The 26,916-nt window shown below is 38.5% G+C and carries 26 protein-coding genes; 4 read left to right on the forward strand and 22 right to left on the reverse strand.

Translation table 11 applies throughout. The annotated features are described in order from the left end of the window. Window positions 1-26 precede the first annotated feature (26 nt). Window positions 27-1,559, forward strand: a complete 1,533-nt coding sequence (locus tag ACSVH6_RS12540; RefSeq protein WP_438079012.1) for a T9SS type A sorting domain-containing protein — start codon at window positions 27-29, stop codon at window positions 1,557-1,559. Between the two features lie 40 nt (window positions 1,560-1,599). On the opposite strand, the gene ACSVH6_RS12545 is transcribed toward ACSVH6_RS12540, so the two are convergent. The 3 genes from ACSVH6_RS12545 to ACSVH6_RS12555 all read right to left on the reverse strand — a co-directional run bounded on the left by ACSVH6_RS12545 (window position 1,600) and on the right by ACSVH6_RS12555 (window position 4,396). Continuing rightward, window positions 1,600-1,737 (reverse strand): hypothetical protein, encoded by a 138-nt coding sequence (locus tag ACSVH6_RS12545; protein ID WP_438079014.1) that lies wholly within the window; start codon window positions 1,735-1,737, stop codon window positions 1,600-1,602. A gap of 62 nt (window positions 1,738-1,799) precedes the next feature. Next, window positions 1,800-2,222 (reverse strand): thiol-disulfide oxidoreductase DCC family protein, encoded by a 423-nt coding sequence (locus ACSVH6_RS12550; protein WP_438079016.1) that lies wholly within the window; start codon window positions 2,220-2,222, stop codon window positions 1,800-1,802. Between the two features lie 5 nt (window positions 2,223-2,227). Then, the gene (locus ACSVH6_RS12555) at window positions 2,228-4,396 is read right to left on the reverse strand and encodes an endonuclease MutS2 (RefSeq protein ID WP_438079017.1); all 2,169 of its coding nucleotides are present in this window, start codon (window positions 4,394-4,396) and stop codon (window positions 2,228-2,230) included. Window positions 4,397-4,480: 84 nt separating this feature from the next. Here ACSVH6_RS12555 and ACSVH6_RS12560 point away from each other — a divergent pair, with 84 nt between their 5' ends. After that, the gene (locus ACSVH6_RS12560) at window positions 4,481-5,146 is read left to right on the forward strand and encodes a uracil-DNA glycosylase (RefSeq protein ID WP_438079019.1); all 666 of its coding nucleotides are present in this window, start codon (window positions 4,481-4,483) and stop codon (window positions 5,144-5,146) included. Between the two features lie 55 nt (window positions 5,147-5,201). Here the strand turns inward: ACSVH6_RS12560 and ACSVH6_RS12565 are convergent, their stop codons facing one another. From ACSVH6_RS12565 to ACSVH6_RS12600, 8 genes are all read right to left on the reverse strand, one after another. After that, window positions 5,202-5,792: a hypothetical protein gene (locus tag ACSVH6_RS12565; protein ID WP_438079021.1), complete on the reverse strand. Its 591-nt coding sequence runs from the start codon at window positions 5,790-5,792 to the stop codon at window positions 5,202-5,204. Window positions 5,793-5,802: 10 nt separating this feature from the next. Continuing rightward, a complete protein-coding gene (locus tag ACSVH6_RS12570) occupies window positions 5,803-6,372 on the reverse strand; it encodes a hypothetical protein (RefSeq protein WP_438079023.1) in 570 nt (189 codons plus the stop codon). Between the two features lie 71 nt (window positions 6,373-6,443). Then, complete coding sequence (locus ACSVH6_RS12575; RefSeq protein ID WP_438079025.1) at window positions 6,444-7,376, reverse strand: transglutaminase; 933 nt, start codon at window positions 7,374-7,376, stop codon at window positions 6,444-6,446. A 17-nt stretch (window positions 7,377-7,393) separates the two neighbouring features. Then, window positions 7,394-8,245, reverse strand: coding sequence for a substrate-binding domain-containing protein (locus ACSVH6_RS12580; RefSeq protein ID WP_438079027.1), 852 nt, complete (start codon window positions 8,243-8,245; stop codon window positions 7,394-7,396). A gap of 6 nt (window positions 8,246-8,251) precedes the next feature. Beyond that, a complete protein-coding gene (locus ACSVH6_RS12585) occupies window positions 8,252-8,785 on the reverse strand; it encodes a GNAT family N-acetyltransferase (RefSeq protein WP_438079029.1) in 534 nt (177 codons plus the stop codon). A gap of 78 nt (window positions 8,786-8,863) precedes the next feature. Then, complete coding sequence (locus ACSVH6_RS12590; RefSeq protein WP_438079031.1) at window positions 8,864-9,730, reverse strand: nucleoside phosphorylase; 867 nt, start codon at window positions 9,728-9,730, stop codon at window positions 8,864-8,866. Window positions 9,731-9,797: 67 nt separating this feature from the next. Next, the gene (locus ACSVH6_RS12595) at window positions 9,798-10,130 is read right to left on the reverse strand and encodes a translation initiation factor (protein WP_438079033.1); all 333 of its coding nucleotides are present in this window, start codon (window positions 10,128-10,130) and stop codon (window positions 9,798-9,800) included. Window positions 10,131-10,204: 74 nt separating this feature from the next. Then, complete coding sequence (locus ACSVH6_RS12600; protein WP_438079035.1) at window positions 10,205-11,155, reverse strand: isopenicillin N synthase family dioxygenase; 951 nt, start codon at window positions 11,153-11,155, stop codon at window positions 10,205-10,207. 789 nt (window positions 11,156-11,944) lie between these two features. Between ACSVH6_RS12600 and ACSVH6_RS12605 the strand changes: the two genes are divergently transcribed. Together ACSVH6_RS12605 and ACSVH6_RS12610 are read left to right on the forward strand one after the other, a co-directional pair. Continuing rightward, window positions 11,945-12,670 carry a T9SS type A sorting domain-containing protein gene (locus tag ACSVH6_RS12605; protein ID WP_438079037.1) on the forward strand — a complete coding sequence of 242 codons (726 nt, stop codon included), beginning with the start codon at window positions 11,945-11,947 and terminating at the stop codon, window positions 12,668-12,670. A 162-nt stretch (window positions 12,671-12,832) separates the two neighbouring features. Beyond that, window positions 12,833-14,809, forward strand: coding sequence for an alpha-ketoacid dehydrogenase subunit alpha/beta (locus ACSVH6_RS12610; RefSeq protein WP_438079039.1), 1,977 nt, complete (start codon window positions 12,833-12,835; stop codon window positions 14,807-14,809). Window positions 14,810-14,969: 160 nt separating this feature from the next. Here ACSVH6_RS12610 and ACSVH6_RS12615 read toward each other — a convergent pair whose 3' ends face one another. The 11 genes from ACSVH6_RS12615 to ACSVH6_RS12665 form a co-directional block, all read right to left on the reverse strand. After that, window positions 14,970-15,491 carry a toxin-antitoxin system YwqK family antitoxin gene (locus ACSVH6_RS12615; protein WP_438079041.1) on the reverse strand — a complete coding sequence of 174 codons (522 nt, stop codon included), beginning with the start codon at window positions 15,489-15,491 and terminating at the stop codon, window positions 14,970-14,972. Between the two features lie 238 nt (window positions 15,492-15,729). After that, entirely contained in the window at window positions 15,730-16,128 is a 399-nt protein-coding gene (locus ACSVH6_RS12620; RefSeq protein WP_438079043.1) for a response regulator, read from the reverse strand. Next, complete coding sequence (locus ACSVH6_RS12625; RefSeq protein ID WP_438079045.1) at window positions 16,125-17,630, reverse strand: PAS domain-containing sensor histidine kinase; 1,506 nt, start codon at window positions 17,628-17,630, stop codon at window positions 16,125-16,127. Before ACSVH6_RS12625 ends, ACSVH6_RS12620 begins: the two co-directional genes overlap by 4 nt. 235 nt (window positions 17,631-17,865) lie before the next feature. Continuing rightward, window positions 17,866-19,653 (reverse strand): acyl-CoA dehydrogenase family protein, encoded by a 1,788-nt coding sequence (locus ACSVH6_RS12630; protein WP_438079048.1) that lies wholly within the window; start codon window positions 19,651-19,653, stop codon window positions 17,866-17,868. Between the two features lie 25 nt (window positions 19,654-19,678). After that, window positions 19,679-20,860: an acetyl-CoA C-acyltransferase gene (locus ACSVH6_RS12635; RefSeq protein WP_438079050.1), complete on the reverse strand. Its 1,182-nt coding sequence runs from the start codon at window positions 20,858-20,860 to the stop codon at window positions 19,679-19,681. 3 nt (window positions 20,861-20,863) lie between these two features. Further along, window positions 20,864-23,254, reverse strand: a complete 2,391-nt coding sequence (locus tag ACSVH6_RS12640) for a 3-hydroxyacyl-CoA dehydrogenase NAD-binding domain-containing protein (RefSeq protein ID WP_438079052.1) — start codon at window positions 23,252-23,254, stop codon at window positions 20,864-20,866. A gap of 63 nt (window positions 23,255-23,317) precedes the next feature. Beyond that, window positions 23,318-23,749: a MarR family winged helix-turn-helix transcriptional regulator gene (locus ACSVH6_RS12645; RefSeq protein ID WP_438079054.1), complete on the reverse strand. Its 432-nt coding sequence runs from the start codon at window positions 23,747-23,749 to the stop codon at window positions 23,318-23,320. A 506-nt stretch (window positions 23,750-24,255) separates the two neighbouring features. Beyond that, on the reverse strand, window positions 24,256-24,678 hold the full coding sequence (locus tag ACSVH6_RS12650) for a hypothetical protein (RefSeq protein ID WP_438079056.1): 423 nt from the start codon (window positions 24,676-24,678) through the stop codon (window positions 24,256-24,258). A 383-nt stretch (window positions 24,679-25,061) separates the two neighbouring features. After that, entirely contained in the window at window positions 25,062-25,829 is a 768-nt protein-coding gene (locus ACSVH6_RS12655; RefSeq protein ID WP_438079058.1) for a DUF4382 domain-containing protein, read from the reverse strand. A gap of 102 nt (window positions 25,830-25,931) precedes the next feature. Beyond that, complete coding sequence (locus ACSVH6_RS12660; protein ID WP_438079060.1) at window positions 25,932-26,261, reverse strand: hypothetical protein; 330 nt, start codon at window positions 26,259-26,261, stop codon at window positions 25,932-25,934. A gap of 185 nt (window positions 26,262-26,446) precedes the next feature. Continuing rightward, window positions 26,447-26,836 (reverse strand): hypothetical protein, encoded by a 390-nt coding sequence (locus ACSVH6_RS12665; protein ID WP_438079062.1) that lies wholly within the window; start codon window positions 26,834-26,836, stop codon window positions 26,447-26,449. Between the last annotated feature and the right edge of the window lie 80 nt (window positions 26,837-26,916).

The following is a 26,916-nucleotide window of genomic DNA, read 5'->3' on the forward strand; positions in this document are numbered from 1 at the left end:
ATAAAAACTTTAATTAACGAAAATTTATGAAAAAACTTTTACTTTCATGTTTATTATTTGCTGTAGGCAGTGGTGCCTTTGCACAAGGTAGTTGTGCTACAGCAGTTAATATTACTGCAAATGGAACTTTTACTGCTGGTACTGTAAATGGTACTTATTCAAATCCTTGTTTGGGTGGTACTACTACTTCTACTGGAGCAGCAATCAAAGCCAGATGGTGGAAATATACCCCAACTGCTAATGGAGAAATTACAGTTACTTCTGATTTAGCGGCTAACCCTATTGCAACAACTGACACAAGGTTGTCAATTTTAAAAGCAGGTACAACTACTGCTTGTACTGGTATGACTTGTGTGGATTACAATGATGATGTTGATGCAACACCAGGTGTTGACAACTACAGATCTACTGTTACTGTTCCTGTTGCTGCAGGTACTACTTATTTTATTGAGTGGGATAATTACTGGGCATCTACCTCATTTACATTCCAATTTACGTTTACAGCAGCTTCATGTATCAGACCGGGTGCTTTAGATTTTTATCGTCCGGATAGTTACACAACTACAAGTGCCAGTTTGTATTGGAATAATGCAATTGGTTCACCGGCTTCATACGATATCGATTGGAGTACAAACTTTACAGATGCTGAAGGAACAGGAACGATTGTAAATGTACCTGCCGGTACAACAACTTACACTCAAGGTGATATCTCAGGTTTACCGGAGTCTTTAAACTTCAGATATTTTGTTAGATCTAACTGTGGAGCTACGCAAAGTGCTTGGCAAGGTCCTTATTATGGGTACTTAGCTGTAACGCTTCCGTATTCTAATGATTTCGAAAATGCAGATAATAACTATACAGATGGTTTTATCGGTTTCTCCAGAACTTCTACAGACGATACTGCTACACCTCCAATTTACGGTGATGGTGATACAGGTAACTTTTTGTATACTTTTAACAGTACAACTGCTGACTCAGACAAATGGGGTTATTCAAGAGCAATATCTTTAGCTGCCGGTGAAGTAGTGACTATTAATTTCAAAACCAGATTATGGGCTCCGGATCCGGATGCAGTTTCTGAAATGACATTGGATGTGACTGTTGGTGATGCGCAATCAACTACAGCTCAAACTACAGTTTTAAATTCAATCGCTACTAGTGATGATACAGCTTATACTGATCAGACAGCTGAATTTACAGCTCCTGCTGATGGAGTTTATTATTTTGGTTTCCATAATAATTCAGTAGCGGGTGCTACTCAAACCTACATGTTTATAGATACTTTAGATATTTCTTCTGTATTATCTACTAACAGCTTTATCTCATCTAAATTAAGAGTATATCCTAACCCATCTTCAAACCTTGTAAATATTTCTAATGATGTTAATGCTACTATTAACTCAGTTGAAATGACAGATTTGAACGGAAGAGTTGTTAAATCTCTTAATGTAAATGCTACTAATGGTCAAGTTTCTATTGCTGATTTAGCAACTGGAATCTACATGATGAAAATCAAAACAGACCAAGGAACAGCAGTTAAGAAAATTGTTAAAGAATAATTTATAAGATTCTTTAAAATAGAAAAACGACTAAGGAAACTTAGTCGTTTTTTTTGTTCTTACTATTCATCATTAAAAGAATCGTACTCACAAGGGCTATAATTACCAATGCAAAAACACCAATCATAATGAAAGCCCCATTCCCCCATGAATAGGCAGCAATGTTTAAAAAAGTCATAGTGAAAATATTAAAGTTTACTCAAAGCTACTTTGATTAAACCACATTTTGTATGATAATTGTCATGCGAGAAATTTCGTTGCCGAGTCAGGCGCCGGAATCATGCAAGACTCTTTTTTCCCATACCAGTTATAACGGTTTTTGGCAACATAATCATAAAGCCAATTGGAAATAAATTTTGGGAGCAACAATAGGATTCTTAGTATTTTAAAGTAATAATGCAATTCACTTAGTATTCGGATTACAGCTTCTGTTTTTAAATAATAGGCTTTTGCGGGTTCATAGAGAACCAAGGAATCAATATTCAGTTCAGAAATACCGATATGAGTTGTTATTTTATGGCCCAAGTCGGATTGTAACGGAACAAACCTGAAAATATCTTTTTTGTCGCGCTTGATAATCAATTGCACAGATGTATTGCACAGATTGCAGACTCCGTCAAACAGTATTATTTTTTTGTCTTTAGGAATGTCTTCAATTTCCATTTTGTTTATTTTGCCTGAACAAATTCCAACTCTTCCAGATTTACTTTTGAAGTGAAAACACCATAGTTAACAATCGCTTTGTTTTTCTCGATTTTGTCTATGGTTCCAACGGATTTTCCTTCTATCATTCGGACACGGTCACCAATTTTCAAAATTACTTTCGGTTTTTCTGCTTCGGCTTTTTGTGCTTTTATTTTCTTTTCTTTTTTTACTTTTCTTATTTCCTCTACTTTGACCTTGACCTCTTCAATCACTTTCTTTTGAATGATTTTCTTTTCTTTTTTCTCTTTAACCGTTGCTTTTTTACGTTTCGAATTTTCAATTTCAACCATTTTCAGGAATTCTCCAATTAAAGCTTTCTTGTCTTTATTGTTAAAATATTTTTCAGAAAGATCGTCCATTTTTTGTCCGATATAAATTAAACGCTGATTGGCATCATACAACTCCTGATAGCGTTCCAGCTTCTCCTGAATTTTAGAATTGATGGTTTCCATCTTTTTACTTTCTTCTCGTGCCTTGCTTTCCTCTTCTTTGAGATTTAAGGATGTTTTCTCCAGTTTGGAGCGCTCTTTTTGTAATGTGGCAATGGTTTTGTCAAAACGTACTTTACCGCCTTCTATTTTCTTCTTGGCACGATTAATCAAGCCATAGGGAATTCCGTTTTTCTGTGCTACTTCAAACGTAAAAGAACTTCCCGCTTGACCTAATACCAATTTGTACATGGGCTCTAATGATTTTTCATCAAAGAGCATGTTTGCATTTGAAGCAAACGGTAGTTCATTGGCTAAAATTTTTAAATTGGAATAATGAGTTGTGATAATCCCAAAAGCTTCCCGATGATAAAATTCTTCTAAAAATGTTTCAGCCAAAGCTCCACCCAGTTCAGGGTCTGAACCTGTTCCGAACTCATCAATCAGAAAGAGTGTTTTGGCATTGCATTTTTTCAAGAAATAATTCATGTTCTTCAAACGGTAGCTATAGGTGCTCAAATGATTTTCAATCGATTGGTTGTCGCCAATGTCAGTTAGGATGCGGTCAAATAAAAACGTTTCGCTTCTTTCATGAACCGGAATTAAAATACCGCACTGTAACATGAGTTGTAACAGTCCGACCGTTTTTAGTGAAATGGTTTTACCACCGGCATTGGGTCCCGAAATCACTATAATTCTACTTTGATTGTGTAGTTCGATTGTTTGCGGAAAGGTTTTTTCTTTTTTCTCCAAATTGCTTAGAAACAAAATAGGATGGAAGGCTTCCCTGAAATACAGTCGTTTTTCTTCAGTAATATTCGGTAAAACAGCATTGATTTTATAGGCATATTTGGCTTTAGCTGCTATAACATCCACATCGCTTAAGAATTCCTGATATTGCATTAAAAGCTCAAAATAAGGACGTATGATATTTGATAATCTTTTGAGTATCTTGGTGATTTCCTCTCGCTCTTCATATTCCAAATTGCTAAGTTCTCTCGAGTAACGCAAGGTAGCTTCGGGCTCAATATAGGCAATGCTTCCTGTTTTGGAACTGCCCAAAATGGAACCTTTTACTTTTCTGCGGTACATGGCTAATACAGCTAAAACCCTTCGGTTATCTACAATACTCTCTTTGATTTCATCTAAATAGCCAAGCGAGTTATACTGACTCAACGCTTGCCCGAAACTTTGATTGACTTTCCCTCGAACCAAGTTCATCTCACGCCGAATATCTGCTAACTCGGGTGATGCATTGTCTTTGATTTCACCATACTTGTCAACAATTTCATCAATTTTTTGGATGATGAATTTAGTGTATTCAACTTGTGATGCTCTTTCATTTAAAGTGGGATAATAGTCTTGAAATTTTTTAAGAAACAACAACAATACATTTACTGTTTCAGAAAGCGTGGCTATTTTCCGGAAACTTCCCACCTCCAGAAAACTGTCTTCTATTGCCAGAAACTTCAAATCATTTGTCAGATTGTCAAATCCGTGATTGGGTAACGCATTATTATTAGTGAAAGAAGATAAATATTCAGAGGTCTGCAACAAGGCTTTCATCAAAGTTTCCTTGTCTTTAAATGGAACAATTTCTCCCGCTTTTTGTTTTCCGATTTCAGTGGTACATCGCTCTGAAATGGTTTGTAAAACGGTCTTAAATTCTAAATCCTGTAGGGTTTTATCAGTAATCGAAATCATTAAATCATTGTCTTTGCCTCAAAGTTACAAAGGATAGAATCCATATTGCAACAGAAAACAGTATTTTTGATAAAATTTTATGTTATGCTTATTAAAATACATCCTTCTTGGTATGACAAGCTTTCTGCTGAATTTGAAAAGCCTTATTTTGAACGATTGACCACCTTTGTAAAAAACGAATATGCCACCCGAAAATGTTATCCAAAAGGGAGTCAGATTTTTTCAGCATTTGATCATTGTCCGTTTGAAAAGCTAAAGGTGGTGATTATCGGACAAGATCCATATCACGGTTTCGGACAAGCCAACGGATTGTGTTTTTCGGTAAATGACGGGATTCCTTTTCCGCCTTCTTTAATCAATATTTTTAAAGAAATTGAAACCGATTTGAATAAACCTTTTCCAAAAACCGGAAATTTAGAACGCTGGGCAGATCAAGGCGTTTTATTGCTCAATGCTACTTTAACTGTCAGAGAAAGTGAAGCCGGCAGTCATCAAAATCAAGGATGGGAAACTTTTACAGATGCAGTCATCGAAAAAATATCAAATGAGAAACAAAACGTAGTCTTCTTGCTTTGGGGAGGATTTGCCAAAAAGAAAGGTGCTAAAATCGACCGCAATAACCACCATATTTTAGAAACCGGTCATCCTTCTCCGTTGAGTGCCAATAGGGGATTGTGGTTTGGGAATCGCCACTTTAGTAAAACGAATACTTATCTTAAAAGCATTGGTAAAGAAGAGATTAGTTGGTAACCAAAATCCATTGCAAGTACAATGGATTTTTGTTTTTTTGGTCAAAGGTGATTTTTTAATTCACAACAAAATTATAATATCCGCCGTTGTCAAGTCCCGTCATGGCTGAATTGATGTTTAGGACTAATCGGGTGTTAGGGCTTTCGGAGCGTAGTTCAACACTGTTGACAGAGTCACTGTTGTAACCAAAACTCATTCGGTAGGTTCCGGCATTCAACAAAGGGAATCCCACTCGGTATTCATAGGTTTCATTTGTGGTATTGTATTCACAAACACCAAAAATGTAAACACCATCGTTTTGTGCATTGCCTTTTTCAATATGCAATTGATTGTCGTTTACATGAACCACTTCCCAATTCAGTGCATCAATTTGCTTTTCAATTACATAAGAAAAGGTAAATTCAGTTGCGCCCGTGGTTTGAAAAACATCTAAAGGGTTGGTTTGTCCCACCTCAGTAATCAAACGCGGAATATTAACAGTAACATACAAATCTTCATTAACAGTATAATTTGAAGAATGAGGGTCAATTGTAACCAAGGCACTTGTGTCAACAAATACGTTGTTGTAAAATCCGTCATCATTGGTATCGCAACCGAATATGAATAACGATATTGCTATTAGCGTGATATATTGTAGTTTTTTCATAGTCTAATTATTAAAATCGGTACCCTAAATTAATTCCCACTCTCGAAATCACATCCGGGCTTTTGTCTTTATTGGTCAGGTTTGAACCAAATCCAACGATGAATTCCAAAGCAATACAATCTTTAAAATACATTTTGTAACCTAATGCTCCACCTAAAGCAAAATCAGTATACTTTGATTTTAAAGTGGTGTAGTATCCTACACCGTTTCCATCTTGTAAACGAATGATTTCTTTAGAGTCACCTCCGTTGTAGGATCCGAAAATTTCAGCAAAATAATAGCGAGCTTTACTTTTGGACAAAGCATATCTGACATAGGGATTGAATTCGAATTTAGGGACATTGTTACGATACCCGTTGTCAAAATCGTCATTTAGTTTTTGGCTGTTGGAAAAATTTACGTTGAAACCGGCGGAAAAATCGTTGCCTAAAAATCGTTCATAACTCAAACTGGCCTTTGCCGAAACGATAGCAGAAAGAACATCTACCCGAAATTCATTTTTTTTACCGGCAATGATGCTGTTTTCCTGTGCCTGAGAGGCCAATGAAAAGAACAGTATGAGGCTAAATAATTTTTTCATCTAATGAGATTTTAATTTCAAACGAATATACTAAATAAAACTTTTACGAAAAGGAAATGCGGTTGAAGAAATTAATCCAAAGTCAAGGCACCAAGAATTTCCTCATGCATGAACGGACCACCGGGATAACGGGCTGTATAATCTAAGTTGAGCCAAATTTTGCCACGTTCGTCAATGTGATAATGGATGGTTTTACCTTTACTTTCTTCGGGGAAGAGTATTTTCTTTATCACATAATTCATCCGCTCCAAATCTTTTTTGGTCCCTATATAAATTTCCGGATAGATGTGTCCTTTCGTATGAATTAAACGAGGCGTAGCTCCGATGGACTTAATACAAGCGGCCATAAAAACGGAATGATCATCACAATCGCCCGAGAGATAACGCAATGATTCACTGGCTTTAGCAATATAATCATGCCCTTTAGGGTCACTTACATAATTCCATCGGCTGTTAATTTCTTTAAAAACGGCAAACGATTGCAGTATAGTCCAGTCTTCATCAAACCCTTTGATGTGTTTAAAGTGCTTATGGATGGCCATGATGGCAAAGTCTCTGATTTTCGGATTTTGATATTCAACTGCATCGATGATTTTTCCTTTATTCGGGAATGGCAATAATTTCGTAATGATAATATCTTGCGGATATGGATCATCATTCATGGTATACATCATTGAGCGATAATCTTCAAAAACGCTGGCAAATCCGTATTTGCCGGAGAGTGTGCCATAGGCCAGCATAATGAGATAGAGGATTACCGAAATTAGTGTTATCCTTCTCATGGCTCTCAAAATGAGTTGAATGGCAATGAGAATGATCACGAATAAAATAATACGATCGAGGTGAATGGGCCAGTCGAATGAAATAAAATTGTGATGTGCAATAATAAAAATGGGGATGGTAATCAGTATATTCAGCAAAAAAATGATAATCATGTCCCACGGACTTTTTATCCTGAACTTTTCTCTAAGTTGCTGATAAGTAAGATTCCCGATTTTTATCATGGTGCTGATAATAAAAGCTAAACGGCTTTCACTAGTTCAGCAAAAGTACCTTTTTTATCAATAATTTTGAGGTCAAACAATTGATTTTGAATTTTGTTTAACACTTTTTCTTCCAAGGGTTTTTGGGACCATTTTGTCAAGGATAGCCACTCCCGAATGTCTTCCTGTTTTTGGTAGTACTTGGAGGCTAAAGTCCGGTCGATACTTGGAATATCTTTAAACTCAGTTGTAGTACTGTTGATGATTTCCAATAATAACGCTAAACTTTGTCTGTTGTTCTCCAAAAACTCGTTACGCACAGCGATTACAAAACAAGGCCACGGAGTAGGGCAGTCCGCAATTCTCCGAAAAACTCCTTTATCAACTAATGGTTTAGTCATGAAGCGTTCCCACATAAAATAATCGGCTGTACCATTAGTCAAAGCGTCAACGGCCCCGTCAATAGTGTTTACAATTTCAAATTGTAGTTTTTCGGTATTCCAATTTTGATTTTGAGCATTCACATAGGCCATCAAATGGGAGCCGGAGCCATAACGGGATATGGCCGTTTTGGTGTGCTCTAAATCAGATAAAGAATTGTAAGCTGAACCGGCAGCTACGTGAATTCCCCATATCAACGGGCTTTCTACATAAACCTGCAGTATGGAACTGGGGTTGCCATTGACAATATCCTTTACGATTCCTTCGGTCAGAATTACCGCCAAATCTGTTTCGCCTTCTTTGAGCATTTGGCACATTTTTCCGGTTCCTTCCGGCACATCGGTCCACTGAACGTCGAGTCCTACTGATTCAAACTCTCCGTTTTCCATGCACAAATGCCAAGGGAGGTTAAAATGTTCCGGCACTCCGGCAATTTTTATAGTTTTCATGATGAATTATAAATTCGGATTGTTCATTTGCCACCACTGCCAATATGCGCCGTCTTGATCTAAATATTTTTCCATAAAAGTCATGCCCGATTTTTGCAGGATATGATTGGACGCTCCGTTTTCGCTATGTGTATAAGCATTCATTACTTCAATTTTCATTTGGTTAAAGCCATAATCAAGCCACATAGCTGTGGCTTCGGTTGCATAGCCTTTACCCCAAAATTTTTCGTCCAGACGATACCCGTAATCAAAGAAATTGGTGTTTCCGTTTTCTGTGTGATCGTGTACAAACTTAATTCCTGTCCAGCCAATGAATTCTCCGGTTTCTTTCAGAATGGTAGCAAAACGGCCTATATGGTTTCTTTCGTATTGGCTTTGCACGTATTCAATTACTTTTAGCGTTTCTTCAATTTCCAACGATGGTTTTTGCCAAAGGTATTTGTGCACATTGGGATTGCTGTCCATAGCAAACATGGCGTCTGCATCAGAAAGTTCCAATGGACGATAAAGAAGTCTTTTGGTTTCAAGTTGTATTTTCATGTGGTTGTTTTTTAGCCCCGATTGTAGTGAAAATCCTCGAAGAGATTGTAACGAAAAGCGGGAAATAGCTCCTGAAAATTATTCGGCTAATTTGTCTAAAGCGTAGGCAATCAAGGCGTCAACAGCTTTATAAGGATCTTCGCTGAAGGTTCCTGTAGCGCGGTTGGCAATGATGGCGTTTAGCGACAAACAGTTATGGCCCAATAGTTTTCCCAAACCATAAATGGCTCCTGTTTCCATTTCAAGATTGGTCATTTTAATGCCTTCAAATTCAAAAGCATCCATTTTGCTGTTTAATTCAGGGTCCTGAATGTCAAGTCGTAATACGCGGCCTTGCGGTCCGTAAAACCCTCCGGCGGTCCCGGTAAATCCTTTGAAGATTTTATCGCTCTCCAACCTTTTTTCTAATGTTTCTGAGCAGGAAATCACATAGGGTTTTCCTTTTCTCATATCCCAATTGGTTTGTGCAATAAAAGCATCCTCCATAGCGGTTTCGGTAATATCGTCAATCAGGTAGGAGCGAAGCATATTGTCTAAGCCTAAGCCGTATTTGCTCATTACCATACTGTCACAAGGGATATCGGCTTGTAAGGAGCCTGAAGTTCCTATGCGGACAATATTCAGAGATGTCAGGTTTTGTTTTGGTTTGCGTGTTTCTAAATCGATGTTCACCAATGCGTCTAATTCGTTCATGACAATGTCAATGTTATCCGGTCCGATACCGGTTGACATCACGGTCATTTTTTTGCCTTTGAAATATCCGGTTTGGGTTTTGAATTCGCGTTTTTGGGTTGAGAATTCAATGCTGTCAAAGAATTGCGTGATTTTTTCTACCCTGTTTTGGTCACCAACAAATATAATGTCGTGAGCAACATGTTCCGGTTTTAGGTTTAAGTGGTATACACTGCCGTCCGGATTTAAGATTAATTCTGAAGATTGTATCATTTGATATTATGCTTATGAGCTTGTATTTTTTTAATGAGAATTCTGTTTTGTTTTTTTATGTTTGAAATTAACCGCCAACCCGTTTGGTTTTGAACCCTTTATCCTGAAGCAATTTCATTATTTTGTCGCGATAATCCCCTTGTATGATGATAGCGCCTTCTTTGAAAGTTCCACCTACGCTGAGTTTTGTTTTGATTTCTTTGGCTAATATTTTAAAGTCTTCATCACTACCTTCATAGCCTTCAATGATGGTCGTGGCTTTGCCTTTTCTTTTTTCATATTTACAAATCATGGGTTCTTTTTGGATAAAAAGTTCATGGTTTACTTCCTCTTTTTCTTCCGGCTCGTTTGATGATTGATGCTCCGGAAAAAGTTTTTTTAGTTGTTCCTGTAAGTCCATTGTAATTGTTGAAAAATCAAAAAAGACATCAAGTGTAAAACTCAATGTCTTTATTAAAATTATTGAATTAACCTTTACTTTTTAAGTCCCAGTTCTACCAGTCTTTCATCAAGATATTCTCCTGCAGTAATGTCTTCAAATCCTTTCGGATGATCAGCATCGATACATTTTTCTAAACAGTTCAATGGCATATCGCTTACGGGATGCATAAAGAAAGGAATAGAAAAACGGGAAGTTCCCCATAATTCTCTTGGCGGATTCACCACTTGGTGAATAGTAGATTTCAATTTATTATTGGTATGGCGCGATAACATATCTCCAACATTTATCATCAACTCATCCGGTTGTGCCATAGCATCAATCCAGTCTCCATTGTGGTTTTGTACTTGCAGTCCTTTACCTTGCGCTCCCATCAACAATGTAATCAAGTTGATGTCTCCGTGAGCTGCCGCACGAACTGCGCCATCTTTAGGTTCATCAGTGATAGGAGGGTAGTGAATGGGTCTTAAGATACTGTTACCGTCTTTGATATAATTATCAAAATAAAATTCATCTAAACCGATGTAAAGCGCTAACGCTCTTAATACATAAACTCCGGTTTTCTCCAGCATGCGGTAGGCTTCTTTACCCACTTCGTTGAAGTGTGGTAATTCTGTTACAGTTACATTATCCGGATATTCATGAGCGTATTTTGAACCTTCACTCACATACTGTCCGAAATGCCAAAACTCCTTCAAGTCACCAGCAGAGCGGCCTTTGGCATGTTCTTTTCCGAAGGATACATAACCGCGCTGTCCACCGATTCCGGGAATTTCATACTTGGCTTTGGTTTCCAATGGGAGGTTGAAAAAGTTGCGTACCTCTTGGTACAAGTCTTCAACCAACTTGTCATCTAAAAAATGACCTTTTAGTGCCACGAAGCCGATGTCTTCGTAAGCTTTTCCGATTTCATTTACAAATTTTTGTTTACGTGCCGGATCATCCGACAGGAAATCACGTAAGTCAACACTTGGAATTTGTTGCATACTACTAAAACTTTTTGTTAATAACTTAAGTTGGAAAAACGCCAACCATAACTACAAATGTAGCGATTTTTTATTTAGATTTTTTCAAAGTTATTAACAAAGCTTCGGTTTTCTTTTTGGATTTTAAGTTCTTTTTTCATCGCATTCACTCGGAGTGCTTTTGATTTAAATTCAATATCCAGAGCATTGTCTTGCGTGGAGTATGCGTTCTACGGTTTTTATTCCTTTATCCTTTTCCAATACTCTTTGTGCATGCTCCAACACTCTGTCTGTATGCTTCAACACTCTGTCTGTATGCTTCAACACTCAGTCGTCATGTTCCAACACTCAGTCGTTATGCTTCAACACTCAGTCGTCATGTTCCAACACTCCACCGTCATGGTTCAACACTCTGCCGTCATGGTTCAACACTCAGTCGTCATGCTCTAACACTCCATCGTCATGGTTCAACACTCCGTCAGGATGCTCCAACACGCTCCCAGGTTGCGTATTCTCTTTTTGTAAGTTCTTTATTGAGCGATGGTTTCTACGAAATAACATAAAATGTTTGGTGAAAACCGGCATTTCAAGATTCAGCTAAGGTTTTATGGTGAATTATACATTGCAAACGACGTGTAGCCTTTTGAATTGCAGTGCTTTGTTTTTGTCGGAGCGTGTGTTTTTCGGATTTGCAGGATTTCCGGTTTCGTGATAGTTGCAAGAATAATGCATTTAGGGCGTTAAAAAAAATAGAAATTCATAAGATTTTAGTATTTTTGAGATTACTATTAACCCCCAAAACTCATTCCTATGAAAAAAATTTACTTTACTTTTTTATTGTTCACCGGTTTTATGATGGCACAGCCGGGTAATCTCTGTACCGACCCTATTGTAATTACAACATTGCCTTACAGCACGACCGATAATACGGGCAATTACGGAGATAATTATGACCCGCCAACAGCCACCCCAATTTCATGTGGGGCAGGAACCTCGGGTAATTATTATCTTGGAGGGAATGATGTTATTTATTCGTATACTCCCTCAGCCAATGGCACCGTTACGATACAGATGCCTTCTTCACCGGGATGGACAGGTCTTTTTGTTTTTACCAGTTGTTCGGACATTGGTTCCCCTCCTTATGCTTGTAATTGCAGTTCCTCAGCCGGAACCCGAAGCATTAATAATATGGCTGTAACTGCAGGACAAACCTATTATATTGTAATTTCATCATGGCCAAGTCCGCAGACGATTGCCTATACGTTGAATATTACAGACACTACTTTGTCAAATAATGAGGTAAGTAGCCCGAAAAATGTGACCCTTTATCCTAATCCGGTAAAAAATATTCTTTATCTTGACTATCCGGAAATTGACATTATTAATGCAAACATTATTAATGTTAACGGACAGTGTTTGAATGTTAAACTCAATGAAAATCAAATTAATGTTGAGAATCTGTCTGCCGGTTTTTATATACTGGACCTGACCACATCTGAAGGAGTACACTACCATAAAAACTTTATTAAGCACTAGGTGTTTTTCAGCGCTAAAGAATTCCAACCCATATTGAATTTTTCATTATGGGTTTTTTTATTGTCGGTGAGAATCACTTTTAACGAAAAACTGTAAGTTCTTTGTCTGAAGACTAAACACTTTTTAGTACTTTTGGGCGACTTTTTAATACAGCAAACTAACATGAATTTCGATAGAAAAGAATTGTCTAATACCCAATTATTAGATTTATATAAAAGACTGCTTAAGCCCAGGCTCATAGAAGAAAAAATGCTAATCCTGTTGCGTCAGGGGAAAGTTTCCAAATGGTTTTCAGGGATTGGTCAGGAAGCCATCTCTGTAGGTATCACGGCTGCTTTAGATAAGGATGAGTACATTTTGCCGATGCACCGAAATTTGGGAGTATTTACAGGAAGAGATATTCCGCTGCATCGTTTGTTTTCACAATGGCAAGGAAAGAAAACCGGATTTACTAAAGGACGTGACCGTTCGTTTCATTTTGGTACTCAAGAGTTCAAAATTATAGGAATGATTTCGCATCTGGGACCTCAAATGGGTGTTGCAGATGGAATTGCTTTGGCGAATAAGCTGAAAAAGAACGGTAAAGTTACTGCGGTTTTTACCGGTGAAGGAGCTACCAGTGAAGGGGATTTTCACGAAGCACTGAATATTGCTTCGGTTTGGGATTTGCCTGTTTTGTTTGTTATTGAAAATAACGGATATGGTTTGTCTACCCCGACCAATGAACAATATCGATGTGAAAATCTGGCTGACAGAGGTGTTGGATACGGTATGGAGAGTCACATTATAGACGGGAACAACATTTTGGAAGTTTATACCAAAATTGCGGAACTCAAAGCTTCGATGATTGATCATCCGAGACCAATACTTTTGGAGTTCAAAACTTTCCGAATGCGCGGGCATGAAGAGGCGAGCGGAACAAAATATGTACCTCAGGAATTGATGGACATGTGGGCGATTAAGGATCCGATTTCAAATTATAAAGAATATCTTCTGAGTATTAGTGTGCTTTCAGAGGAAGAAGATGAAAAACTCAAAGCGGTCATCAAGGCAGAAATTGATGAGCATTGGGCGATTACTCAAGCGGAACCAGAAGTGGTGGCTGATTTGCAGGAAGAGTTGAATGACATGTACAAACCTTACGATTTTGAGGCTGTTAGTCCGGGAGATTCGGTAGAAAATATTCGTGTGGTGGATGCCATTTCTAACGCATTGCGTCAGTCTATGGAGCGTCATGACAACCTTGTTATTATGGGTCAGGACATTGCAGAATATGGAGGGGCTTTTAAGATTACCGATGGTTTTGTATCGCAATTCGGCAAAGAAAGAGTACGCAATACACCAATTTGCGAAAGTGCTGTAGTTTCAGCAGGGATGGGGTTGTCTATTAACGGGCACAAGGCAGTGGTTGAAATGCAGTTTGCTGATTTTGTATCGACAGGTTTTAACCCTATTGTAAATTTATTAGCCAAATCACATTACAGATGGTTGGAAAATGCCGATGTGGTCGTGCGTATGCCTTGCGGTGGCGGAACACAAGCTGGGCCGTTTCATTCGCAAACTAACGAAGCCTGGTTTACTAAAACTCCGGGATTGAAAGTGGTTTATCCGGCTTTTCCTTATGATGCGAAAGGGTTATTGAACACTGCTATTAATGATCCGAATCCGGTAATGTATTTTGAGCACAAACAATTGTACCGTTCGGTTTATCAAGATGTGCCATCAGATTATTATACCATTCCGTTTGGGAAAGCCTCTTTAGTTAAAGAAGGGAATCAGGTTACTGTTATTTCTTTTGGTGCGGGTGTTCATTGGGCCTTAGAGACATTGTCTAAACATGAAGGCATCAGTGCTGATGTAATTGATTTAAGAAGTTTGCAACCACTGGATACCGAAACTATTTTTGCGTCTGTCAAAAAAACCAATAAGGTAATTATTCTTCAGGAAGATTCTTTGTTTGGCGGTATTGCCAGTGATATTTCAGCCATGATTATGGAGCATTGTTTTGAGTATCTTGATGCTCCGGTGAGAAGGGTAGGTAGTCTTGAAACGGCTATACCGTTTGTGAAAGCATTGGAAGATCAGTATTTGCCTAAAGAACGTTTTGAACAAACATTGTTGGAGCTTTTAGAATATTAAAGTTATCCAGTTTTAAATTATCAGAGGCACGCTATGACGTGCCTTTTTTCGTTTGCAAAACAATAAAAAAAACCACTTATACAAGTGGTTTTAAATTAATTAACTTTATTAAAAACTTCAACGATTATTTAATCCTATCGCCTTTTTCATTTCTGATTATTTAGCGGTTGGCTACGGCTTTAGTCAGCGGAGTTTTTGTTTTTACGGGTTTGTCCAATTTTACCCCATTACTCCAATATTCTTTCCCGAAAATCGAACCGTCTTTATTTTTTATAATGAAGGTTCCGTCTTTTTTGTCTTTGCGAAACTCTCCTTGCACATATACTTTTGTATTGTCATAATACTCAATATAAGGTCCCTCTTTAATATTATTTTTATAGTTTATAACGTAATTTACATTACCATTTTCAAAATAATACGTTCTTTTTCCGTCCAACTGAGTGTCATACAAATCAGTACTGTACGAAATCAGATGATTTTTGTTAGTCGATTTAAAATAATAGACATGGATGTACTTGTCTTTAATGATGTATGGCCTGATTTTATACAAATCTGCCTTTTCTTTTGTAGTCACTTTATAATCGCAATCATACCAAATCGTATCAACCGAAGCGGTATATTTTGTTTTGCCGATAATTAAAGTGGAAAAGAAAAAAAGAATTAGGGTAGCTACTTTTTTCATATTGCAGGTTATTTGAGACTGATTGGTATTACGAAGCTACTAAATTTTATTAACAATTGCATTGAAAATGTTAATAAACTGTGTTTTAATGTAGTAATTATACTAACAACGACATGTTTTTACAGCAAAAATAATATTTTTCTTACTATTATTTTTTAGGATTTAGAAAAAAATAAACAACCTGAATTATAGATTAATTATTGAAATTTAGATTTAATTGTGAATTTTTCCTTTGAATCTATAGATTCATGACCAATTCAGTAAATTTGTCTTTGGTCACCGGTTTGATTATAAAATCAGAAACAGCGCTGATGCTTTTGGCTCTGGTAATGTCATAAGGCGATATAGAGGAAGAGCAAATGTAGATGACTATTTTCTGTGCAACAGGAGAGTTCATATTGACAAATTCGTCCAGAAATTGCCAACCGTCCATAATCGGCATTGACAAATCGAGAAAAATAATTTCAGGAAGCAGGTATGCTGAATTTAAATTGGCTTTCAGATATTCCAGGGCATCCAAACCATTATTAAAGACTTTCACTTCTTTAACCCGATTGGTTTTCTCAATAATTTTTTTAGTGATGTACACAAAGGTTTCGTCGTCATCTACCAGGGCTAAAATTTCTATGGTTTTCATATGATTTGGTTGTTAAGTTTAATATAAAAAGTAGTTCCTACATTCGGACTGCTTTCCACCCATATTCTGCCTCCCATAGCTTCTACTTGTGTTTTGGTCATAAAGAGTCCGAAACCACGGGCATCCGGATGTTTGTGAAAGACTTTACGGATTTTGAAAATATTGTCTTTATGAAGGTTTAAATCAATGCCTAAACCATTATCCTGAATAGACAATAAGATGCCTCCTTCGTCCCGCCGGGATGTTATTTTTAGTGCTAAATCCCTGTCCGGGGATTTGTATTTCAGTGCATTGCTTACCATGTTGGTGAATATGCTGTCAGCATAACGTTGGGGATAAAACAAGGAGGGTGCCTCCTCAAAATTGACTTCTAATTGCGTATTGTATGCATGAATTTGAGTATCAAATCCAATTAAAACCCTATCCAATGTCTCTTGTAAATTCACTTCACTGGACTCTATAGCCAAATCTTGTCTCACCTGAAGCGATTCTACCAATTCATCTAAAATACCATTAAGATGATTGACAACCGGTTTAATTTTACTTAATACTTCGGCTTTTTCCTCTTCGTCATCGCTGCTTTCGGTATAGTCTAACAGCATTGAAATATTGACCAAAGGTGCTCTTAAGTTGTGGGAAACAATATTGCAAAAATCAACCAATTGTTTGTTTTGATGCTCTGCATTGATGAGCATTTTGGCTATTTTTTCTTCCCCTTTTTTGCGCTCGGTAATATCAGAGCGTATGGCTACATATTGATAAGGTTTTCCTTGTTCGTTCAGAAAAGGAACTATGGTGGTATCTACCCAATACGGGGTTCCGTCTTTTGCTTTGTTTTTTAATTCTCCCTTCCATACTTTTCCGTTGGCTATGGTTTTCCATAGTTCTTGGATATATTCTTTGGAATGATAATTGGAGTTAATGATACGGTGATCCTGGCCTAGTAGTTCTTCCCTGCTGTATTTGGATATTTTACAAAAGTTATCGTTTACATGTGTAATAATTCCTTTTTGATTGGTTATAGCTACTATTGAAGATTCATCTAGGGCATATTTATAATCGGAGATCTCTTTGATTTTTTTTAAAAGTTCTTCTTCTCCTTTTTTACGTTCGGTAATATCTGAACGAATGGCAACATACTGATAGGGTTTACCTTGTTCGTTTAAAAAAGGGACTATAGTGGTATCTACCCAATAGGGTGTTCCGTCTTTCGCTCTGTTTTTTAATTCTCCTTTCCATACGCGACCGTTGGCTATGGTGGTCCAAAGTTCTTTGATAAACGGTTTGGGATGATGACCTGAATTAATAATTCGGTGATCACTTCCTAATAATTCCTCTCTACTGTATTTTGAAATTTTACAAAAGTTATCATTAACATGTGTAATGATTCCCTTTTGATTTGTAATGGCAATTATACAGGATTCATCGAGCGCATATTTGTAGTCGGATATTTCCTTTATCCGCTTTAATAATTCTTCCTCTTCTTTTTCTTTTGAAATCATACCAATCAGGTTAAAGTCTTCTGATTAAAAACGATTAATTAATATTTTGCGAGGGGGTAGCGCAGCGGTATTTATTCCAAAAATAAGAAAATATTATCAAAACTAATTATTAAAAATGTTAAAAAACAGATGTGATTCAATAAGTTAAGCAACTAAGAATTTACTATAAAAGTGTTTAAACAAAAAACCATCTGCTTTGGCAGATGGTTTTTCAAACAATTAACTAAACTAAAATTTAGAAACAATAACTATTTTCCGCTACGAGTTTAGTGGTAATAGTTTCCCGTAATCCTACTATATTAGGCATATTTGTATATTTTGTAAATCGTCGTAGTCCCATGAGCATCATGCGTTGTTCATCGCCATCGGCAAAAGAAATAATACTTTCTTTTCCTTTCAGGGTCACCACGTCAACGGCTTTGTAAAGGTATAATTTAGCCATGGCAATTTGCTCTTTGACGTTTTCGTCTCCTTGTTTTTTGGCCATTTTCTCGGTTCTCAGCAGGGTGCTCTCAGCGATATAAATTTCAATCAGCATATCCGCAGCAGCAGTTAAGAGTTGTTGATGCGCATCTAAATCCATACCGTATTTTTGAACTGCAGCACCGGCCACCATTAGAAATGCTTTTTTTAGTTTGGCTACCATTTCTTTTTCTTCTGAAAATAATTCTGAATAATCAGGAGTGTCAAATGACGGAATGCCCATCAGTTCTTCCTGAACTTTCATAGCCGGACCTAATAAGTCGACATGACCCTTCATGGCTTTTTTGATAAGCATTCCTACAGAGAGCATGCGGTTGATTTCGTTAGTGCCTTCGTAAATACGAGCAATGCGTGCATCACGCCAAGCACTTTCCATTGGGGTGTCTTCAGAAAAGCCCATACCGCCATAAATCTGAATTCCTTCATCGGCACAATTTTGTACATCTTCCGATACAGCTACTTTCAAAATAGAGCATTCTATAGCAAATTCTTCCACTCCTTTTAATTCCGCTTCCTGGTGTGTTGCTCCTTCCGCTTCCCGCAACTTAATACGGGTTTCAATATCTTTGGCGGCACGGTAAGTGGCACTTTCTCCGGCATAAGCAGAGGTGGCCATTTCGGCCAATTTGTAACGGATAGCGCCAAAACTGGATATAGGAGTGTTGAACTGAATTCGTTCATTGGCATAATGCACCGCATTGGTTGTTACCCGACGCTGTGCGTCCAAACAGGCTGCTGCTAACTTGATGCGTCCCACGTTCAGAGCATTCATGGCAATTTTAAAACCTTCGCCTCTTCCGGCCAACATGTTTTCTACAGGAACTTTAGTTTCGTTAAAGAAGACCTGACGGGTAGAGGATGCTCTGATGCCCAGCTTATGCTCTTCTTCATTCATCGTAATTCCATTATTTGGGTCGTTTTCTACAATAAAACCAGTGATGTTTTTATCGTCTTCAATACGGGCAAATACGATAAACAAAGAACAAAACCCGGCATTGGAAATCCACATTTTGCCTCCGGTAATGCTATAGTATTTACCATCTGCTGAAAGTACTGCTTTGGTTTTTCCGGAGTTGGCATCAGAACCTGCTCCCGGTTCAGTTAAACAATAGGCTCCAAACCATTCACCGGAAGCCAATTTGGGAACATACTTCTGTTTCTGCTCTTCCGTACCATATAAGGTTATCGGCATAGTTCCAATTCCGGTATGAGCACCAAAAGCTGTTGAGAACGAGCCGGTAGCTCCTGATATATAATCACAAACCAGACAGGTATCTACGAAACCCATTCCCATACCACCGTAAGCTTCAGGGACAGCTACGCTCAGGAAGCCCATTTCGCCTGCCTTTTTCATAACCTCTTCAGTAAAAGCATAATCTTTGCTTTCAAAACGAATTTTGTTAGGCCAAATTTCTTTATCGACGAATTCCTTCACGCTGTCGCGCATCATGATTTGTTCTTCGCTGAAGTCCTCAGGGGTGAAGATATCTTCGCATTTGGTTTCTTTAACCAGAAATTGTCCTCCTCTTGTAATTTCCATTGCTTTTATTTTTATAGTTGGTTGATTATAGTAATTCGTAAACTCCTGCGGCTCCTTGACCGGTTCCCACACACATGGAAACTATGCCGTATTTATCGCCTCGTCTTTTCATTTCGTCAAATAACTGAACGGAAAGTTTTGCTCCGGTACAGCCCAGCGGATGTCCGAGCGCAATGGCCCCTCCGTTGACGTTTACAATATCGGGGTTAAGCCCCAGTTCGCGTATCACTGCCAAAGATTGGGAAGCGAAAGCTTCATTTAATTCAATAAGATTAATATCGTTTAGCTTTAAACCGGCTTGATTCAGCGCTTTGGGAATCGCTTTTACCGGACCTATCCCCATAATGCGGGGTTCTACACCGGCTGCGGCATAACTCACCATACGAGCAATAGGTGTAAGATTGAGTTCTTTTACCATGGTTTCACTCATGACTAGAACAAAGGCAGCGCCGTCACTCATTTGCGAAGAGTTTCCTGCTGTCACACTGCCGTCAGCAGCGAATACCGGTTTCAGTTTGTTTAGAACTTCTTTGTTTGTGTCTGCTCTTGGGCCTTCGTCTTTGGCGACCGTATAGGTTTTGGTTTCTTTTTTACCCTTTTCGTTAACAAAGGTTTGTTCTATAGTAATGGGTACGATTTGCTTATCAAACTTCCCTTCGGTTTGCGCTTTGATGGCTTTTAAATGCGAGTTTAATGCAAATTCATCCTGATCTTCCCGATTTACATTGAATTGCTTGGCCACAGCTTCAGCTGTTAGTCCCATGCCCCAGTAATAATCTTCGTGTCCTTCTTTGGCTACGGTATAATCCGGAGTAGGCTTGTAACCGCCCATCGGAATGAAGCTCATGCTTTCGGCACCACCTGCAATGATGCAGTCGGCCATCCCGTTTTGTATTTTAGCCGTAGCCATGGCTATGGTTTCCAATCCGGAAGCGCAATATCGGTTCACGGTAACACCCGGAACATCAGTTACTTTTAATCCCATTAAGGAAATCAATCGGGCCACATTTAGTCCTTGTTCCGCTTCGGGCATTGCATTCCCAACCATAACGTCATCAATGCGGGTTTTATCAAAATCGGGCAATTCATTCATCATGAATTGAATGGTTTCAGCGGCCAGTTCGTCGGGTCTTTTAAATCGGTATACACCTTTCGGAGCTTTCCCTACAGCGGTTCGGTAGGCTTTTACAATATATGCAGTTTTCATAGTTTAGTTTCTTAATGGTTTACCTTTAGTAAGCATAAACTGGATTCTTTCTAATGTTTTTCTTTCGGTACACAAACTCAGAAAAGCTTCCCGTTCCAAGTCTAGTAAATATTGTTCGCTCACTAATGTTGGTTCAGACAAATCACCACCAGCCATTACATAGGCTAATTTGTTGGCAATTTTTTTGTCATGTTCTGAAATATAGTGACCGGCTTCCATTTGGTTGGTACCTACAAGGAACATTCCGAGTGCTTGCTTACCCAGCACTTTGACATCTGTTCTTCGGATGGGTTGTGTGTAACCCGCTTCGGCCATTAGTAAAGCGTGTTTTTTGGCTTCGGCTATCTGACGGTCTTTATTGACTATAACGATGTCTTTGCCTTTTTGCAGTACACCGGTGTCAAAAGCTTCATAAGCTGAAGTGGATACTTTGGCCATGGCCACAGTTAAGAAATATTCTTGTAGCACGTTCAATTCCACATCGTTTTTACGGAAGAGGTCGGATGCGCGAAGAGCCATTTCTTTAGAGCCGCCACCTCCGGGTATCACACCAACACCAAATTCCACTAAACCAATGTAGCTCTCGGCTGCAGCAACCACTTTATCGGCATGCATGGTCATCTCGCAACCTCCGCCTAAAGTCATGCCATGAGGCGCTACAATTACGGGAATAGCCGAATAGCGCACCCGCATCATCGTGTCCTGAAACATTTTGATTGCCATATTCAATTCGTCGTATTCCTGTTCAACCGCCATCATGAAAATCATTCCGATATTGGCACCGACAGAAAAATTGGCACCTTGATTTCCTATGACTAATCCGTTATATTCTTTTTCGGCTAAGTCAATGGCTTTATTGATTCCGGCTAAAACGTCACCGCCAATGGTGTTCATTTTGGACTGAAATTCTAAGTTTAAAATACCGTCTCCTAAGTCATGAATTACTGTTCCGCTATTGCTCCATACTTTTTTACTTTCACGTATGTTGTTAAGAATGATGAAGCTGTCTTGTCCCGGTACTTTGGTTTGTGTCTTGGTTTGAATGTTGTAATAGTATGAAGCGCCTTCTTTCACGGTGTAGAAGCTGGTGCTGCCGGAGGCAAACATTTCTTTAACCCAGGCTGCAGGTTGAAGTCCTTCGGCTTCCATCAGTTCGATTCCTTTCGCAACACCTATGGCATCCCATATTTCAAACGGACCATTTTCCCAGCCGAATCCCGCCTTCATCGCATCATCTATTTTATAAAATTCATTAGTGATTTCAGGGACTCTGTTGGAACAGTAAGCAAACATAGCTGAAAAGTTCTTTCTGTAGAAGTCACCTGCCTTGTCTTTGCCTTTGACCAATATTCTGAATCGGTCAATAGGTTTATCAATGGTTTTTGTCAGTTCCAGAGTAGCAAAAGCCGCTTTTTTGGCCGGACGGTATTCCATAGTGTTTAAGTCTAAAGACAAAATGTCTTTGTCTACTTTTTTGTAGAATCCCTGGCCGGTTTTGCTGCCCAGCCATTTATTTTCCATCATTTTGGAGATAAAATCCGGGAGCTTGAATAGGTCGTGGGCTTCGTCATTAGGGCAGCCTTCATACAAACCGTTGGCTACATGAACTAAAGTGTCCAGCCCCACTACGTCTACAGTGCGGAAGGTAGCTGATTTAGGACGGCCAATGACAGGGCCAGTCAGTTTATCGACTTCCTCAATGGTTAATCCCATTTCTTTTACCAAATGAAAGAGACTCTGAATTCCGAAAATCCCGATGCGGTTCCCAATAAAGGCAGGAGTATCTTTAGCTACTACTGATGTTTTTCCCAGGTATTGTGAGCCGTAATTTGTTAAAAAATCTAATACTTCGGTTGCCGTTTGAGGGCCCGGAATGATTTCAAACAGTTTCAGATATCGGGCAGGGTTGAAGAAATGGGTTCCGCAAAAATGCTTTTGGAAATCTTCACTTCTCCCTTCGCTCATGAACTGTATCGGAATCCCCGAAGTATTAGAGGTAACCAAGGTGCCTGGTTTACGGTAGGTGTCTATTTGTTCAAACACCAGTTTTTTGATGTCCAAACGCTCTACGACTACTTCAACGATCCAGTCGCAAAGAGCTATTTTGTTCATATCATCCGTGGTGTTTCCTGTGGTGATGCGGGAAGCAAACTTCTGACTGTAAATAGGTGAGGGGTTAGACTTCAGCGCATTCGCTAAATGGTCGTTCACGATACGATTTCGAACTGCTTTACTCTCCAGCGTCAGTCCTTTTTTTTCTTCGGCTTCCGTCAGGGTATTTGGTGCTATGTCGAGTAATAATACCTCTACACCAATATTGGCAAAATGGCAGGCAATTCCGGAACCCATGATTCCCGAACCGACAACGGCCACTTTTTTAATAATTCGTTTCATTTATATTATTTTAAATTATAAATCTTGAATTCTATGTTGGGAATGAATTTCTTAAAAGTTCTTTTAAAAAATCTTCTTCTCACTGATTAACTCATTAATTATTTCGGTCACTTCAATAAAGTGCTGCATTTTTTCTTCGGATACATTTTTACGTACGGCTTCGTTGAATTTGAGTACCGTATTTTTAGACAGTTCTCTCTTTTCTTTTCCCAAATCGGTTAGGTAGATTAACACACCGCGTCCGTCTTCGGGGTTTTTCTTTCTGATGATGAGTCCTTTTTCTTCTAATGTTTTCAGGGTGCGGGTAAGGCTGGTGGCTTCCATGCCCATCCGGGCACTTACTTTGGTGGAAGGCGTGCCTTCTTCTTTGTCGATGCTTAATAAGGCAAACCCAATGGCCATTGAGCCTTCAAACTTAGACCCCTCCTCGTTATACATACGGGCAACCGCTTGCCAGGTTGCGCGTAGGATGTAATCAATGGTTTTATCTTTCATACCTAAACTTTATGAAAACCAAAGATACAAAATAAATATTATGCACGCATACTAATTATGTTAAATTTTCGGTGGTTTACCTGATTAAAAGAAAATAACAGGGTGTGAACAGAGATTAAAGGGGTACCGGAATGCAGTTGTGCCTCCTACAGGGGCTTCAACATCTTGCGGAGGTGCTGTGAAGGTCAGTTGGGGCGGGAGAACTATCAGTGCAGGTGCAAAAACTATCAGTGCAGGTGCAAAAACTATCAGTGTAGGTGCGAAAACTATCAGTGCAGGTGCGAAAACTATCAGGCAAGGTGGGAGAACTATCAGTGCAGGTATAAAAACTATCAAGCGAGGTGGGAAAACTATCAGTGTAGGTGCGAAAACTATCAGTGCAGGTGCGAAAACTATCAGTGCAGGTGGGAAAACTATCAGTGCAGGTGGGAAAACTATCGGTTATGGTGGGAGAACTATCAATTTTTATTTGTTTTTAAGAGCAGTTCTTTGTTAGCGGTATTGCGTCATTCCATAATTAATGGAAATTGAATTTTAACTGATGTTATAACTCCGTTTTCCATTTTCAATTTTTTGCGTGAACTTATTGCTTTCCCAGGAATGTAGATTCCGGACATTTGAACATTTTTTCCGTCATACTTTTTGACTGTAGTTAAAGTACTCTGCTCGATTAAAAACATAAAAGCAACAGATTTTTTGAGGTTGTTTTTTTTTAAGTCTTCTTCTGAAAAAAAAATTCTGCTCATTTGTTTCTCAAATTTTACATAACCATACACAACAATATGCTTTTTTTCATATTTGTTAGATTGCTCAATTAATTCTTCTAATGAGATTTCAATTGGTTTCTCGATTTTTGTTTCTGTATTTTGTGCGCTACAATGAATAGTACCAAAAAAGAACAAAGCTATAATAGAAATAATTTGTTTCATTCGTGAGATGTTTTCGAGTATTACCGCTTATTAATAAATACACACAAGTTTAGGCAACATTTTTTAGTTGTACAATTTAATTTGGGGTTTGTTTATGGGAGGGGATAAAAAGACAATCAATCCGACGATTACTTTTGGAAACCAGGTAATTATCGGATTGATTGGGTGTACTATTGTTTTGAGGCAAACAGCACTTTTTTTGATTTTGAAATAGAAAAGAGACTGTACCGTGACCGGTAAACTAACCCTAAGTGGACATCATCAAGGGCTTGTTTTGATTCTTGAGGACAATACATTTTGCCGGTGAAGATGTCTTACCAAATCGATTCGGACAATCTCTTTTCAACATTCAAGAACAAAAATTATTATGGTTACGACTGGTGTTAAAAGGCGATGACGCCTAAATCAGTTGAGGTTCCTGCGGTTACTGTTACGTTGGTCTGAATGACCGGTAATAAAGGCAGCTCAGGGGTAATGGTTACCGTATAAACTCCGGGAGGTACTCCTGTAATTTTAAAGTCACCGTTGGCATCTACATTTGAAGTAAATTCAATGTTGGAAACCGAAACAGCACTGACCATGGCTAAAGTTCCTACAGGGGTGATGCTACCTTCAATATTTCCCGAGGTGGCTGTGACAACCGTTCTCAATACCGGTTTTAAGATGAAGTTTCCGTTGCCGGTGGCTACGATAGAGGAATTGGCGTCAAAATCAATCAGCACAGTGTTTTCGATATCAGCATCCAATGTTTGGTTGACCAATAGTTTCAAGCCGGACTGTTGTGCGCTTGGGGTGCTGAGCGGATAAGAAACGCCATCTAAAACCACACTGTTGTTGGTTCCTAATATCAATCGGATTTGGCTTACGGTAGCGCTATTTAGTGTGCTGGTGGCAATCAGGGTGTCGGCTCCATTGGTAAAATCCAACAAATTGTAAACTCCGGCATTGGTGTTTAAGGTAACGGATTGACCGTTCGATCCAATAACTTCAACACTTTGAATATCTACATTTACCTCACTGTAAGGTCCGGGAGCGTCAGTCATACGTACTTTGTAAGTATAGCTATCAGAAGAGGAGCTATCACTGCTGCACGAATACAGCGTAATTGCGAATGCCGAAACGGCTGCGAACATTAAGACTATCTTTTTCATTTTAAAAGTATTTTAGTTATTATTTATTTGTATTACAAAGTTCACTAAACTGTCCTGTTGTTTTATTACATAATTTTTGAATTATGTTTCAAGATTGACAGGTTACAAAAGTAAAATCAACAATAAGATGATGATGATAATGGCGCCTACTGAAAGGTAAACACCACCTCCCATGGTTCTTAATTCTCCTTTGATGGCTTTTACTTCTTTGCGAAGAGCCTTTTTCTCTGCCCGAGGCATGTCTGATTTATCCATAGCCTTGATTTCGTCTAAACGATGCAGTAATTGTTCGGCTCTTGCTTTTTCTGCTGCAGTAGTGGTAACTGTCGGTTCCGTTGGGTTGGCATTTGTGGCGGTATTAGCAGACGCAGGTAAAGCCAAGATGAGGAATCCTGATAAAAAAATCATTTTTAAATACGCTGTCGTTTTCATAATGTTCTTGTATTGAGTGAATAGATTGAGAAATTAGCTATTACAAAGTTGGTTTTGTTTGCCGTAAAATATGTTATATAATACCATTATATAATTTCAAAATTCACACCTATTTATTGTTAAGCATAAAAAAAAGCGCCCGAGAAATTAATCCCGGACGCTTTACACTATGAAAAAGGAATTGGTTAGGCTTTCATTTTTCCGTTTACTACGGCTACGGTCGCACCCACAATAGCAGCCATTGCCAAACTGATTGCAGCGCCCATTGCGGTCATTTTATAATCAAGGGAGTCGTACATATGGTAAAAGCAATCAAACCATACGCTTGTCAACAAACCAACACCGGCAGCGACTTTGATTCCGTGAACGCATTTAGTGATGCCTTCGCCTTGGGAAAAGATATAGGAAATCAAGAAGCCGAAAATCATGCAACCGGCAAAAATCAGCATCATATTTTCTTTTCCTGCGTTGGGAGCTGTGGGGTCATTTAATAGTATGCCGTAAATGAGCCAACCTAAAAGGTAATTGACGATTCCTCCCACGATTCCGCCTACAATAAAGTTTTTTACATTCATAATTTATGTTTTTATTGGTTAGTGCAATAAAAATATTAAAATAATGAGGATGTAATAGTTTGTTAACGTTTTAATTGTTA

The organism is Flavobacterium sp. XGLA_31, assembly GCF_051547105.1.
In the GTDB taxonomy this organism is placed as follows: domain Bacteria; phylum Bacteroidota; class Bacteroidia; order Flavobacteriales; family Flavobacteriaceae; genus Flavobacterium.